Genomic DNA, 14,885 nt, shown 5'->3' on the forward strand with positions numbered 1-14,885 from the left:
CTCACTCAGTTAATTTCGAAATCCAGATCCAGGTCGTCCTCTTTTTCCTCGACCTGTTTTGCGTTCTTGCGAGCCACACTTTTCAGTACGTTGACGCTAATGGCCGTTACCACCGCCCCGACCGCAACCGCAGCGATGTAGCCCAGCTTGCCGTCGACTACCGGCAGAACGATGAGCCCGCCCCAGCCGGCATAGCACTGTGCGCCCATCACGGCGGCTGTCACCGCTCCGCACGCGGAGCCGAGCATAATGGAGGGAATGACACGCAGAGGATCGGCCGCGGCAAACGGAATGGCCCCTTCGGTGACGCCCACGCAGCCCATCACTAATGCAGCCTTACCCACTTCACGCTCTTCACCGGTAAAATTCTTGCGATTAATCAGCGTTGCCAGGCCTAATCCCAGCGGTGGCACGCAGATACCGACTGCCGCAATCGCCACCACCGTGTAAACACCCTGAGCAACGCAGATAAGCATGAAGGCATAGGCGACTTTATTAATCGGGCCACCCATGTCGAAGGCCAGCATCAGCCCCATGATGATAGCCAGCACCACAATGCTGCCTTGCTGCATCCCTTGCAGCCACTGGGTTAACCCCGTCGTCAGTGCACCAACAGGTTCGCCCAGACCCCACATCATGATGCCCGCGGTAACAAAGGTGCCGATGATAGGGATGATGAAGATAGGCATGACGGAGCGAAGAACTTTCGGAACCGGCAGTTTTTTCAGATACCAGACCACAATCCCGCCGAGGATCCCGGCAATAATGGCGCCGAAGAAGCCCGCTCCGAAGCTGTTACCCACCCAGGCGGCAATGGCACAGGGTGCCAGCGCGGCGCGCTCGGCAATGGAATAGCCAATATAGGCAGCCAGGAAGGGCACCATCAGCGTTAACCCCGCCGCGCCGATATCGAACAGTTTTTTGAGGTTAGGATCGGTTGCGGCATCCGGTACCGCGCCCTTGCCATACAACATGACCGAAACCGCCAGCAAAATACCACCCGCGACCACGAACGGGATCATGTGCGACACCCCGGTCATCAGATGCTGCCGCGTGTTCTTGAGAATATGCACCAACTCTTTCATATGTCGCTCCTGCCTATACCCATAAAGATGTTGTGGCAACAATAGGAAATCAGAAAGACGTCGGACAGGAGACAAAAAGGGCATTTACTGGATTTTTGTAATATCGAAATAAAAATGCGATCCGCCTCGACATTTCGAAGCCATCTGGCGTTACGCAAACCTTCATAACCTGTGAGTCAAATCTCACTTTTCGCGTGATATTACATTTGTCCAGTGTTTGGCAGATTTGTCACATGGCGCGCTTCATCACCACGCTCGTATGCTGTTTGCCAATGAATGATGATTGGTTTCAGGAGTGTGTATGGCTCTGGTAGTGGAATTTACCTGTGAATTGCCCAACGGTGTTCACGCGCGTCCCGCAAGTCATGTAGAGACGCTGTGCAATACCTTTATCTCGCAAATCGAATGGCACAACCTGCGCACTGACCGCAAAGGGGATGCCAAGAGCGCACTGGCGCTGATTGGCACCGACACCCTGGCAGGCGATGCCTGTCGTCTGGTGATCGACGGTGAAGATGAGCAAAGCGCATATCAACAACTGGAACAATGGCTCCGGGAAGAGTTCCCCCACTGTGACGCGCCGCTTGCGGAAGCTCTCAATACCGAGCTTGATCCGCTGCCAGAATCCCTCACGCGCCTCCATCCTACCCTGTTTCGCGCCCTGCCCGTTTGCAGCGGTAGCGCCAGGGGGATTCTGACCTTACTGACCTCGCTGGATCTTAATGCCCTTACGGATTTACCCGACGCCAAAAGCCCAGAAGAGGAGCAGTCCGCGCTGGACAGCGGCCTTACCCTGCTGGTGAAAAACATTGAGCTGCGCGCGCTGGACAGCGACAGCACCGCCAGCGCCATTCTTGACGCGCACCGCTCGCTGGCGACGGATGCCTCATTGCGACAGCATCTTCTTGAGGGCGTAAGCCAGGGGCTAAGCTGCGCGCAGGCTATAATCGCCACTGCTAACCATTTCTGCGATACGTTTTCTCGTTCCAGCAGCAGCTATCTGCAGGAACGCGTGCTGGATGTGCGCGATGTTTGCTATCAGCTTTTGCAGCAAATATACGGTGAAGAGCGCTTCCCCGCGCCGGGCCAGCTGACGCAACCGACCGTCTGTCTTGCTGACGACCTCACTCCCGGCCAGTTCCTGGAGCTCGATAAAACGCTGCTCAAAGGGCTGCTGTTAAAAAGCGGCGGAACAACCTCGCACACCGTCATTCTTGCTCGTTCATTTAATATTCCGACACTGGTGGGCGTCGACAGTGAAAGCCTGCTGCAGTGGCGCAATAAACCCGTCTTTGTCGATGGAAATGCCGGTGCGGTCGTGGTCAACGCCAGCGATGCGGTAGCGCGCTACTATCAACAGGAAGCACGGGTAAAACAGGCAATACGCGAGCAGCAGCGCATCTGGCTTGACCGGGAAGCCAGAACCTCCGACGGCCTGCGCATTGAGATTGCTGCGAACATCGCCCACGCGGTGGAAGCGCAGGCGGCATTCGGTAACGGCGCCGAGGGCGTTGGCCTGTTCCGCACCGAAATGCTCTATATGGACCGCAGCAGCGCGCCCGGTGAAAACGAGCTGTACAACATTTTCTGTCAGGCACTGGAAAGCGCAAACGGGTGCAGCATTATCGTGCGCACCATGGATATCGGCGGCGATAAGCCGGTGGAGTACCTGAATATCCCGGCGGAAAACAACCCCTTCCTCGGCTACCGCGCCGTACGTATTTACGAAGAGTATGGCGCGCTTTTCACTACCCAGCTTCGGGCGATCCTTCGTGCTTCTGCCCACGGCAATCTGAAGATCATGATCCCGATGATCTCCTCCATGGAAGAGATCCTGTGGGTGAAAGAGAAGCTCGCCGAAGCGAAGCAGCAGCTTCGCGCTGAACACGTTCCGTTTGATGAAAAAATTCCGTTCGGCATCATGCTCGAAGTGCCATCGGTGATGTTCATTATCGATCAGTGCTGCGAAGAGATTGATTTCTTTAGCATCGGCAGTAACGACCTGACGCAGTATCTGCTGGCCGTCGACCGCGACAACGCCAAAGTCACGCGCCACTACAACAGCCTGAACCCGGCCTTCCTGCACGCGCTGGATTACGCGGTACAGGCCGTCCATCGCCAGGGGAAATGGATTGGCCTGTGCGGCGAGCTGGGCGCAAAAGGTTCAGTGCTGCCGTTGCTGGTGGGTCTGGGACTGGACGAGCTGAGCATGGGGTCGCCCGCCATTCCGGCGACGAAAGCGCGCCTGGCACAGCTTGATAGCCGCGCCTGCCGCCAGTTGCTGAACCAGGCCATGGCATGTCGCACCTCGCTTGAAGTGGAACACCTGCTGGCGCAGTTCCGCATGAACCAGCAGGACACGCCGCTGGTCACACCTCGCTGTATTTCACTTGATAACGACTGGAACAGTAAAGAAGAGGTCATGAAAGGGATGACCGATAACCTTTTGCTCGCCGGACGTTGCCGCTATCCCCGCAAGCTGGAGGCCGATCTGTGGGCGCGTGAAGCCGTATTCTCTACCGGGCTTGGCTTCAGCTTCGCCATTCCGCACAGCAAGTCTGAGCATATTGAGCAATCCACCATCAGCGTCGCGCGCCTGAAATCACCGGTCATGTGGGGTGACGAAGAAGCACAGTTCATCATCATGCTGACGCTGAATAAACACGCCGCGGGCGACCAGCATATGCGTATTTTCTCCCGCCTGGCCCGCCGCATCATGCATGACGATTTCCGCAGCGCGCTGGTCAACGCCAGCTCAGAAGAGGCCATCGCCTCCCTGCTGCAACACGAATTAGAACTCTGAAATGAGGAAGTGTAATGGAACTGTATCTGGATACCGCCAACGTAGCGGAAGTTGAACGTCTGGCCCGCATCTTTCCTGTTGCGGGTGTTACCACCAACCCAAGCATTGTTGCTGCCAGCCGCGAATCCATCTGGGACGTGCTCCCGCGCCTGCAAAAAGCCATTAGACCAGAAGGCACGCTGTTTGCCCAAACCATGAGCCGCGACGCAGAAGGCATGGTGGCGGAAGCTAAACGCCTGAGTAATGCCATACCGGACATCGTGGTGAAAATCCCGGTGACGGCTCAGGGGCTTATCGCTATTAAGGCGCTGAAAAAAGAGGGGATAACTACGCTGGGCACTGCCGTTTATAGCGCGGCACAGGGTTTGCTTGCCGCGCTCGCAGGCGCGAAATATGTCGCGCCGTACGTCAACCGCGTCGACGCTCAGGGCGGTGATGGCATTCGCATGGTCCAGGAGTTGCAATCCCTGCTGGAACTGCACGCGCCGGAAAGCAAAGTTCTGGCCGCCAGCTTCAAAACGCCGCGTCAGGCGCTGGACTGCCTGCTCGCCGGATGTGAAGCAATCACACTTCCTTTAGATGTAGCGCAACAAATGCTCGGTACGCCAGCGGTAGAGTCAGCCATAGAGAAGTTCGAGCAAGACTGGAAAAACGCGTTTGGTAACCTCAACCTCTAAGGGAGAACTGTTATGGACCGTATCATTCAATCGCCTGGGAAATACATCCAGGGCGCTGATGTGCTTACCCGTCTCGGCGACTATCTGAAACCGCTGGCACAGCGCTGGTTGGTCGTCGGTGATAAATTTGTGCTGGGTTTTGCCGAAGAAACCCTGCGTAAGACGTTCAAAAATGCCGAACTCCACGCCGAAATTGCGCCATTTGGCGGCGAATGTTCACAAAATGAAATCGATCGACTGAAAAAACTAGCAGATAGCGCCGACTGCATGGCGGTGCTGGGCATTGGCGGCGGTAAAACGCTGGATACCGCCAAAGCGCTGGCCCACTTTATGGACGTGCCGGTCGCCATTGCCCCAACTATCGCCTCCACCGATGCGCCGTGCAGCGCCCTTTCCGTCATTTACACCGACAGCGGTGAGTTCGATCGCTACCTGATGCTGCCCCACAACCCGAACATGGTTATCGTCGATACCAAAGTGGTCGCGGGGGCGCCTGCGCGCCTGCTGGCCGCCGGGATTGGCGATGCGCTGGCGACCTGGTTTGAAGCGCGCGCCTGCTCGCGCAGCGGGGCAACCACCATGGCGGGCGGTAAGTGCACGCAGGCAGCGTTAGCGCTTGCCGAGCTGTGCTACAACACGCTGGTTGAAGAGGGTGAGAAGGCGATGCTCGCGGCGGAACAGCACGTGGTAACGCCTGCTCTGGAGCGCATTATCGAAGCGAATACCTATCTCAGCGGCGTAGGTTTTGAAAGCGGTGGGCTGGCGGCGGCACACGCTATTCATAACGGTATGACGGCGGTGCCGGATGCGCACCACTTCTACCACGGAGAAAAAGTGGCGTTTGGCACACTGACTCAGCTGGTGCTGGAAAACGCGCCGGTAGAAGAGATCGAAACCGTCGCGGCACTTTGTCACAGCGTCGGGCTGCCGATCACGCTGGCGCAGTTGAACATCAAAGAAGATATTCCGGCCAAAATGCGTCTGATTGCGGAAGCATCTTGTGCAGAAGGTGAAACCATCCACAACATGCCGGGAGGCGTATCGCCGGATCAGGTCTATGCGGCGCTGCTGGTAGCTGACCAGTATGGGCAGCGGTTCCTGCAGGAGTGGGAGTAACGAAATAGCCGGGTGGCGGCTGCGCCTTACCCGGCCTACATTACTGGTCAAAAAAATCCCCGCCGTGGCGGGGATTTTGCTATTTCAGGTCAAACCGATCCAGATCCATCACCTTCGCCCATGCCGCAACGAAGTCGCGAACAAACTTCTCGCTGGCATCGCTGCTGGCGTAAACCTCTGCCAGCGCGCGCAGGACAGCGTTGGAACCGAAGACCAGGTCGGCGCGGGTCGCGGTGTATTTCACTTCACCGCTGGTGCGGTCGCTACCGGCAAACAGTTCGTTTGATTCGTCGGTCGCTTTCCACTGGGTGTTCATATCCAGCAGGTTCACGAAGAAATCGTTGCTCAGCACGCCCTCACGGTTGGTGAACACGCCATTCTTGCTGCCATCGAAGTTGGCACCCAGAACGCGCAGGCCACCGATCAGCACCGTCAGTTCTGGCGCGGTCAGCGTCAGCTGCTGGGCTTTATCGATCAGCAGTGACTCGGTGGTGGACACATCCACCTGCGCACGGTAGTTGCGGAAGCCGTCGGCAATCGGTTCGAGCAGAGTAAACATCTCGATATCCGTTTGGTCCTGACGCGCATCGACGCGGCCCGGGGTGAACGGTACGTTGACGTAAACGCCTGCGGCTTTCGCAGCCTGCTCAACGCCCACCACACCCGCCAGCACGATGATATCGGCCAGTGAGGCTTTGTTGGTGGTGCGCTGGATAGCTTCCAGAGCCGGCAACGCGCGAACCGCTGCGGCGTTAACATCCCAGTCGCGCTGAGGAGCCAACGCCAGACGCGCGCCGTTGGCGCCGCCACGCTTATCGCCACCGCGGAAGGTCGACGCAGACGCCCAGGCAACAGAAACCAGTTCGCTCACGGACAGACCGGATGCCACAATCTCCGCCTTCAGGCTTTCAATGTCTTCTTTCGAAGGATTGAACACCGCCTGCGGCAGCGGATCCTGCCAAATCAGATCTTCTTTCGGCACTTCCGGGCCGATGTAGCGCGCTTTTGGCCCCATATCGCGGTGGGTCAGCTTGAACCAGGCGCGCGCGAAGGCTTCGTTGAAAGCCTGCGGATCGTTCAGGAAGCGGCGGGAAATTTTCTCGAATTCCGGGTCAAAACGCAGCGTCAGGTCGGTGACCAGCATGGTTGGTTTGCGTTTCTTCGACGGGTCGAACGGGTCAGGCATGATTTCCGGCGCATCTACGGCTTCAAACTGAATCGCCCCTGCTGGGCTGCGGGTCTGTACCCATTCATATTTGAACAGGTTCTCGAAGAAGTAGTTGCTCCACTGGGTCGGGGTTTGTGACCAGATGACTTCCAGACCGGAGGTAATGGCATCTGCGCCAATCCCCGTGCCGTGCGTGCTTGCCCAGCCCAGGCCCTGCGCTTCAATCGGCGAGGCTTCCGGATCGGTGCCCACGTGCGTGGCTTCACCCGCGCCGTGGGTTTTGCCGAGAGTGTGGCCGCCCGCGATCAGCGCAACGGTCTCTTCGTCGTTCATCCCCATGTTGCCGAAGGTGGCGCGAATGGCCGCCGCAGCAGACAGGGGTTCACCGCTGGCGTTTGGCCCTTCCGGGTTAACGTAGATCAGGCCCATTTCGGTGGCGGCCAGAGGACGCTTCGCCAGCGCTTCCGGGTCACGGTGGGTCAGCCAGGCTTTTTCATCGCCCCAGTTCACGTCCAGATCCGGCTCCCAGACGTCTTCACGCCCGGCGCCAAAACCAAAGGTGCGGAAGCCGGAGTTCTCCAGCGCCACGTTACCCGCGAGGATAAACAGGTCAGCCCAGGAAATTTTTTGTCCGTATTTTTGCTTGATGGGCCACAGCAGGCGACGCGCCTTATCCAGGCTCACGTTATCCGGCCAGGAGTTCAGCGGCGCAAAGCGCTGTTGACCGCGTCCGGCACCGCCGCGTCCGTCAACGGAGCGATAGGTACCTGCCCCGTGCCAGGCCATACGGATAAACAGGCCCGCATAGCTGCCCCAGTCGGCAGGCCACCACGGTTGGGAGTCGGTTAAAAGGGTTTTGAGGTCGCCTTTAAGGGCGGAGTAATCAAGCTTGCTGAATTCTTTGCGGTAGTCGAAGTCTTCACCCAGTGGGTTCGAACGATTGGAATGTTGGTTAAGAAGATCGATGCGGAGTTGTTTTGGCCACCAGTCGCGGCTGCCTGTACCTGCGCCCGCGCTGTGATCGACGCCGCCCTGATGGAACGGGCATTTGCCGACTGATGCCGCTTTATTGGTCTCGTCTGACGTGCTCATCGCTTTGCTCCCTTTTACAGTGTTACCGTTACGATATACGCCCTTATTGATAAGGTATAGTTGAGATAACCCACAGATTCGATAGTTAAATCCGTTTAATTCCCCATGGAAAATACATGGGTTTTGTACGTCAAAGGCAGCATTGCTGATATGGCAGGAAAATAAAACCCTTATAAATCAAAAAACCCTCCGAAGAGGGCTCTTTTTTGTTACACGCCTGGTCTAACGCCGAGCGTGTGGCATATGGCGTAACTCATCTCTGCACGGTTCAGCGTGTAGAAGTGGAAATCCTTCACCCCTTCACGACTTAAGATCTTCACCATGTCCATCGCGATATTTGCGCCCACCAGCTTGCGTGTTTCCGGGTCATCGTCCAGCCCCTCGTACATTTTAGACATCCACAGCGGAATACGCACATTGGTCATATCGGCAAATTTCTTCGCCTGTTTGAAGTTAGAGACCGGCAGAATGCCCGGGATAATTTCGACGTCGATACCCGCAGAAACGCAGCGGTCACGGAAGCGCAGGTAGCTTTCAACATCGAAGAAAAATTGCGTTATCGCGCGGTTCGCGCCAGCGTCGACTTTGCGTTTCAGGTTGAGCAGGTCCGCCTGGGCGCTTTTCGCTTCCGGATGCACTTCAGGATAAGCAGCAACGGAGATATCAAAGTCAGCCACGTCTTTCAGCAGCGCAACCAGATCGGCGGCATACATGTCCGGCTTACCGCTACCCGGCGGCAGGTCACCGCGCAGGGCGACGATATGACGAATGCCGTTATTCCAGTAATCCTGGGCGATAGCCCGCAGCTCATCGCGGGTGGCGTCGATACAGGTGAGGTGCGGCGCTGCTTCCAGACCGGTACGATCTTTGATGCCTTTAATGATGCTGTGCGTACGGTCACGCTCGCCGGAGTTCGCGCCGTAAGTCACGGAGACAAACTTCGGCTTCAGGCTGCTCAGGCGATCGATAGAGCTCCACAGGGTTTGCTCCATTTCACTGGTGCGCGGCGGGAAAAATTCAAAAGAGACGTTAATCTGGCCGTTTACTTCGGCCAGGCTCTGATTCAGTGCTTCCCGCTGGTTGGCGTGAAAAAAGCTCATACCTTACCTCTATCTATCGCGTGTCATTGTTTGTTGTGTTGTGAACTTCTATACGTTTAGACGTCCAGATGTAAAAATGACGGAAAAGCGGAGGGACGTCAACATAAATAATCAACAATAACGGTGAGGTTTGTTCAGGGAAGATGAGGGAAATTCATGATGGGGGTGAGTGCGGTCTGGTGCCCTCACCCTAACCCTCTCCCACAGGGAGAGGGAAATTCATTTTTTACAGCAGCTTAGCCAGACGGTTAATGTCGGACTGGATCGCCCCGGCGGTGACATCGCGCCCCGCGCCCGGACCGCGGATCACCAGCGGGTTATCGCGGTACCAGCGGCTTTCGATAGCGAAGACGTTGTCGCACGGCAGCAGCGCCGCCAGAGGGTGTTCAGGACGTACCGCTTCCACACCCACGCGCGCTTTACCGTTCGCCTCGAAGCGCGCCACGTAGCGCAGCACCAGACCCATCTCGTTGGCAGCTTCCAGGCGCTGCACCATCTGCTCGTTCAGCTCATCACCGTTTTCGAAGAAGTGATCCACAGACCCTTCCTCACAGCCCGCAGGCACCAGGGATTCAACACGCACCTGACCCGGTTCGATGTCGTAGCCCGCTTCACGCGCCAGGATCACCAGCTTGCGCATCACGTCTTTCCCGGCCAGGTCCACGCGCGGATCGGGCTCGGTTAAGCCCTGCTGCCATGCCTGATCCACCAGGTCGGTGAACGGCACGGTGCCGTCGAACTGCAGGAACAGCCATGAGAGCGTGCCGGAGAAGATACCGCTCAGCGCCAGAATGCTGTCGCCACTTTCAATCAGGTCGCGCACGGTATGGTTAACCGGCAGCCCCGCGCCAACGGTGGCGTTGTAGAGCCAGTGACGACCGGTTTTTTCAAACGCGTCGTGGATCTGACGGTATTTATCGGTGCTGCTCGCCCCCGCCAGCTTGTTGGCGCTGATGACGTGGAAGCCGTGGCTGGCGAAATCCAGATACTGATCCGCAAGCTGCTCGCTGGCGGTCACGTCCAGCACCACCAGGTCATCGTAAGGGTGCGCGCGCATCCACAGGAACAGCGACTCTTCATCCTGCTCAACCGCTTCATCATTAAAGAAGGCCAGCGCGCGGCTGGCGTCCAGCCCTTCGTAATTCAGCAGGCTGCGGCGGCTATCCACCACGCCCGCAAGAATAAATTCAAATCCGGTACGCGCGGAGAGCGTTTCCTGCTCGCGGGCGAACAGTTCAAGCCAGCGGGAACCGATGTTCCCTTTCCCGAACAGCACCAGGCCGATGCGTTTTTCCGCGCGGAACAGGGAGGTATGCAGACCCTGAATCAGGCTCTCGGTTGGCCCTTTACGCAGCACGGCGACCAGGCTGATCCCCTCTTCCGACTGCCAGGTGAACTCCACCGGCTGGCCTTTCAGCTGCTGCCAGAAGCGGTGGCAGTGCAGCGGGTTACGGGTGACGCCCGCGCCCACCATCGCCACCAGCGCCAGACCCTGACGCAGGCGAAGCTCGCCCGGCAGGCCCGCTTCATCGAGGATTTTCAGCGCGCTGTCCGCCACTTCCGCGGTATAGCAGAACTGCAGCAGCTGGCGATCGTTATGCACGCCGACGGCCAGCGGGCGCACCTGAGCACGTTTCAGGATCAGGTCGATATCTTTATGCGCCAGCTTGAAGTCCTGGCCCGCAGGCACCTGGAACTCAATCAGGCAGATGTCGTCGTGGCTGGTGACAATGCGCGCACCCGTGCCGGATGCCAGTACGCGCTCAATGCGCGTGGAACCCTGATCCGGCGTATAGCTACAGCGCAGCTGGAGGTCGATATCGCTGCCGGAAACCGGCTGCAGCGTGCGCGCGTGCAGTACCGGTGCGGCCAGACGGGCCAGCTCGCTGGCTTCGTCGAGACGCAGCAGCGGCAGCAGGCAGGCATCTTTCACTTTGCGCGGGTCCGCGCTGTAAACACCGGCCACGTCGCTCCAGATGGTGACGCGGGACACGCCCGCCAGGGCACCAATCTGCGTTGCCGAGTAGTCTGAACCGTTACGGCCCAGCAGCACGGTTTCGCCCGCGTTGCTGCGGCTGATAAAGCCGGTGACGACAATACGTTTGCCTGGATGCTGCACCAGCAGCTGTTGCAGCAGCGGGTAGGACAACCCTTCATCCACCTGAGGCTGAGCGGCGCGTTCAGCGCGCAGGAAATCACGCGCGTCGAGCCAGGCCGCCTCCACGCCCAGATGCTGCAGAACGGCAGCCATCAGCCGTGCGGACCACACTTCTCCGTGGCCCACCACTTCGGCATAGACCGCGTCGGTAATACCGCTGTCCAGCAGGGCAGCCAGACGCTCAAGGTCATGAGTAAAGGCGCTGATCAGCCCGTCCGCCACGTCCGCAGGCAGCAGGCCGGCAATCAGCTCGCTCTGGTAACGGCGTAAAGACTGTTGTACCTGATGCGCAGAAAGGCGATCGGTCTGGCTCAGTTTCAGCCAGCTAATCAACTGGTTGGTGGTGCTGCCCGCCGCCGAGACAACCATCATGTCACCCGGCTGTGAATACTCGGTCATGATCCCTGCAACGCGCAGGTAACACTTCACATCAGCAAGACTACTACCACCAAACTTATGCAGCTGACGACCCTTCGCCCCTGCCTGCGCTATCACACTCATGATTACCCCTTGGCTGCGACCTGGAAGCCATTTTCCAGATCGGCAATTAAATCTTCAGAATCTTCAATACCGGTTGAGATACGCAGCAGCGTCTCAGAGATCCCGGCGGCGGCACGTGCTTCCGGTGCCATACCTGCGTGCGTCATGGTCGCGGCGTGGGAGATTAAGCTTTCAACCCCACCTAACGATTCCGCCAGCGTAAACAATGACAGCCCGCTCAGGAAGCGACGCAGCGTTTGCTCGTCACCGTCCAGTTCAAAACTTAACATCGCGCCAAATCCCTTCTGCTGGCGCGCGGCAATCTCGTGCCCCTGATTTTCCGGCAGCGACGGGTGATAGAGCTTCTTCACCAGCGGCTGGGTTTTCAGGAAATCAACGATCGCCTGGGCATTGCGCTGCGCCACTTCCATGCGTGGCGACAGGGTGCGGATACCGCGTAACAGCAGGTAGCTGTCGAAGGCGCTCGCGGTGACGCCAATGTTATTGGCCCACCATGCCAGTTCGGTGACAACGTCGGGATCTTTTGCAATCACCACGCCTGCCACCACATCAGAATGACCGTTCAGATATTTAGTGCATGAATGCAACACCAGATCGGCACCCAGTGCTAACGGGTTCTGAAGGGCCGGACTGAGGAATGTATTATCCACTACACTTATCGCTCCCGCATCCCTTGCGAGCTGACAAATTTTCGCAATATCGACAACGCGCAACAATGGGTTGCTTGGACTTTCCACCAGAACCAGCTTCGGCTGCTCTGCCAGCACCTGTTTCAGCGCCTGTTCGTCATTTTGATCGACAAACAGCACGCGATAGCAACCGCGTTTTGCCAGGCTATCAAACAGGCGATAGCTGCCGCCGTAGCAATCGTGCGGCGCGACCAGCAGGTCGCCAGGCTTCAGGAACACCGTGGTCACCAGGTGAATGGCGGACATACCCGTATTGGTTAATACCGCACCCGCCCCCCCTTCCAGCTCCGCCAGCGCGCGCTGGGTAACGTCACGCGTAGGGTTGCCACGACGCGAATAGTCATGCGCGCGAGGTTCATTAAATCCGGTGAAATTATAGGTACTGGAAAGATGAATTGGCGGGACAACGCAGCCGTACTGCTCGTCATCATTTAATCCGCTACGCACTGCGATGGTGGCCTGTTTACGCGTCATGGTGAGGGCTTCCTGGCTTAATAGGTGAAAAGTCAGGCACCAGAGTAAACATTGAAAGTATGGACGTCAATACATCTGGACATCTAAACTTCTTTGCGTATAGATTGAGCAATGCGCAAATAGCCGTTAAAATTATATGCTTTAGTGCACGCTGCAGCGGCAATATCCGTGCCACGGTATCGTCTCTACGGTAAACTAGGCAAGATTACGGTTCAAAACCGGCGGTTATCGGTTCTGCACCTTTAGATTAATGACTGAGAGGATTAAAGGTATCTCATGGCTGAATGGAGCGGCGAATATATCAGCCCATACGCTGAGCACGGTAAGAAGAGTGAGCAAGTAAAGAAAATTACGGTTTCCATTCCTCTGAAGGTGTTGAAGATCCTCACCGATGAACGCACGCGTCGTCAGGTGAACAACCTGCGTCACGCGACCAACAGCGAACTGCTGTGCGAAGCGTTCCTGCATGCGTTTACCGGCCAACCGTTGCCGAACGATGACGATTTGCGCAAAGAGCGCAGTGATGAGATCCCGGAAGAGGCGAAAATCATCATGCGTGAACTGGGCATTGACCCGGATACGTGGGAATACTAACTGCGGTGCGATCCCGCTGAGGTGACTCAGCGGGATGGTATTTAGAAGTTGTAGCCTAATCCCACGCGCAGACGCGTCTGGCGGTCGTCGCTGGTGGCGGTGTTATAGCCGGAAGAGACGTTGCCCACTTCCACAAACGGGATCCACGAGTCGATGTTATACGCCACGCGGAAGTTATATTCGTAATCTTCTTTTTTGTTGTTATACAGATCTTCGTTATCGGCGAATTTATAAATTCCGTTAAGTTCGAACATCCAGTTATCGATATTATAACCCAGCCACATTTCTGGGCGATAAACCATACGGTCATCTTTTCCGTCCGCATTGCGGCGAGTGTATTCGGTACGATAGCGGAACGCTGTCCACCAGCTGTCATCAATATTATATTGCACCCGCAGATACGGCTTATAAATAGCCATATCATCGCCCATTTCAACGGCGACGCCCGGCTGCCAGATAAAACCCTGCCAGGTAAATTGATAGCTTGCCGTATATTCGTTGCTGTTACTTTCCATATTATTAAGCGCGTCGTTAGACTGCTTATTATCGGAGCGCGATACCGCCTCCACGGCCACGCCAAAGCCGGTGCCAAAGCGGTGCGACATGTACACACGGTCGTAATTACGCCCATCGTCGTAATACTCGTGTCGATAATCAACATATCCCGCCTGTGCCGCACAGGACAATAATGGCAGCACGAATAACAGATGTTTAATTTTCATAACCTTTCCCTCGAAGTAAACACGCCCTGAAAGCCATTGCAGATAAAATGGCAAATAAGAATGTATGACGAGCGAAGTGTAATTTTACGAAATGAGGGAAACCTTTTATTTTTTGACACACAAAGAAAAACAGTGGCAAAGAATTCAAGAAAACAAAGATGCAGTTCACTAACTGTTAAAGAATACACCAGACAAATATATTAAAAACGGCAGCGCGTTATTAATTATTTAAGCGTTAAATATAATACAAGGATTTATTCAGGAGGGAAATTAAAGGCACAAAAAAACCGCCCGGAGGCGGTTTCTTCTGGATGCTTATTTAGCGCCCGGGATGCTGAAACGCTTGTTGAAGCGGTCAACACGGCCACCGGTTGCAACATCACGCTGCTTACCAGTGTAGAACGGGTGGCATTTGCCGCACACGTCCAGGTTCAGATCGTGACCCACGGTGGAGCGGATCTGGATAGAGTTACCGCAAGAGCAGTTTGCAGTAATCATTTCGTATTTCGGGTGAATATCTTTTTTCATGGGAGAACCTCAGTTAAGGCCGCGTCGCTCTTCCAGCCCTAACGCCAGACACCACGCGATGTTGAATGTAATTTCTCTGGCGTAATATACACCAAAGGCGGCGAATCATACAGAATTTGACCAGCGTATGCAAACTGATCCGCACGCCGCTTTCACTAATGTGTATACTAACGCGCCA

At 56.4% G+C, this 14,885-nt stretch carries 11 protein-coding genes; 4 read left to right on the forward strand and 7 right to left on the reverse strand.

What is annotated here, in order from left to right; translation table 11 throughout:
* Nucleotides 1-5: 5 nt before the first annotated feature.
* The gene (locus tag K5E19_RS18920) at nt 6-1,085 is read right to left on the reverse strand and encodes a PTS fructose transporter subunit EIIC (RefSeq protein ID WP_221552568.1); all 1,080 of its coding nucleotides are present in this window, start codon (nt 1,083-1,085) and stop codon (nt 6-8) included.
* Nucleotides 1,086-1,386: 301 nt separating this feature from the next.
* Between K5E19_RS18920 and ptsP the strand changes: the two genes are divergently transcribed.
* The 3 genes from ptsP to K5E19_RS18935 are packed head-to-tail and all read left to right on the forward strand — an operon-like array spanning nt 1,387 to nt 5,681.
* Complete coding sequence (gene ptsP, locus K5E19_RS18925; protein ID WP_221552569.1) at nt 1,387-3,888, forward strand: phosphoenolpyruvate--protein phosphotransferase; 2,502 nt, start codon at nt 1,387-1,389, stop codon at nt 3,886-3,888.
* A gap of 14 nt (nt 3,889-3,902) precedes the next feature.
* The gene (fsa, locus tag K5E19_RS18930) at nt 3,903-4,565 is read left to right on the forward strand and encodes a fructose-6-phosphate aldolase (RefSeq protein ID WP_221552570.1); all 663 of its coding nucleotides are present in this window, start codon (nt 3,903-3,905) and stop codon (nt 4,563-4,565) included.
* 12 nt (nt 4,566-4,577) lie between these two features.
* A complete protein-coding gene (locus K5E19_RS18935; RefSeq protein WP_221552571.1) occupies nt 4,578-5,681 on the forward strand; it encodes a glycerol dehydrogenase in 1,104 nt (367 codons plus the stop codon).
* Between the two features lie 79 nt (nt 5,682-5,760).
* Here the strand turns inward: K5E19_RS18935 and katG are convergent, their stop codons facing one another.
* The 4 genes from katG to metB form a co-directional block, all read right to left on the reverse strand.
* Complete coding sequence (katG, locus tag K5E19_RS18940) at nt 5,761-7,941, reverse strand: catalase/peroxidase HPI (RefSeq protein ID WP_221552572.1); 2,181 nt, start codon at nt 7,939-7,941, stop codon at nt 5,761-5,763.
* A 209-nt stretch (nt 7,942-8,150) separates the two neighbouring features.
* Nucleotides 8,151-9,041, reverse strand: coding sequence for a methylenetetrahydrofolate reductase (gene metF, locus K5E19_RS18945; RefSeq protein ID WP_010436968.1), 891 nt, complete (start codon nt 9,039-9,041; stop codon nt 8,151-8,153).
* Nucleotides 9,042-9,267: 226 nt separating this feature from the next.
* Nucleotides 9,268-11,700, reverse strand: a complete 2,433-nt coding sequence (locus K5E19_RS18950; protein WP_108417936.1) for a bifunctional aspartate kinase/homoserine dehydrogenase II — start codon at nt 11,698-11,700, stop codon at nt 9,268-9,270.
* Nucleotides 11,701-11,702: 2 nt separating this feature from the next.
* Nucleotides 11,703-12,863, reverse strand: a complete 1,161-nt coding sequence (gene metB / locus K5E19_RS18955; protein WP_221552574.1) for a cystathionine gamma-synthase — start codon at nt 12,861-12,863, stop codon at nt 11,703-11,705.
* Nucleotides 12,864-13,139: 276 nt separating this feature from the next.
* Here metB and metJ point away from each other — a divergent pair, with 276 nt between their 5' ends.
* Nucleotides 13,140-13,457 carry a met regulon transcriptional regulator MetJ gene (metJ, locus tag K5E19_RS18960; protein WP_010436961.1) on the forward strand — a complete coding sequence of 106 codons (318 nt, stop codon included), beginning with the start codon at nt 13,140-13,142 and terminating at the stop codon, nt 13,455-13,457.
* 41 nt (nt 13,458-13,498) lie between these two features.
* Here the strand turns inward: metJ and K5E19_RS18965 are convergent, their stop codons facing one another.
* Both K5E19_RS18965 and rpmE read right to left on the reverse strand, forming a co-directional pair.
* Nucleotides 13,499-14,179 carry an oligogalacturonate-specific porin KdgM family protein gene (locus K5E19_RS18965; protein ID WP_126816753.1) on the reverse strand — a complete coding sequence of 227 codons (681 nt, stop codon included), beginning with the start codon at nt 14,177-14,179 and terminating at the stop codon, nt 13,499-13,501.
* 315 nt (nt 14,180-14,494) lie between these two features.
* The gene (gene rpmE / locus K5E19_RS18970; protein ID WP_003862040.1) at nt 14,495-14,707 is read right to left on the reverse strand and encodes a 50S ribosomal protein L31; all 213 of its coding nucleotides are present in this window, start codon (nt 14,705-14,707) and stop codon (nt 14,495-14,497) included.
* Nucleotides 14,708-14,885 lie beyond the last annotated feature (178 nt).

Origin of the sequence: Enterobacter sp. RIT637 (assembly GCF_019718755.1) — a bacterium.
Classification (GTDB): Bacteria; Pseudomonadota; Gammaproteobacteria; order Enterobacterales; family Enterobacteriaceae; genus Enterobacter.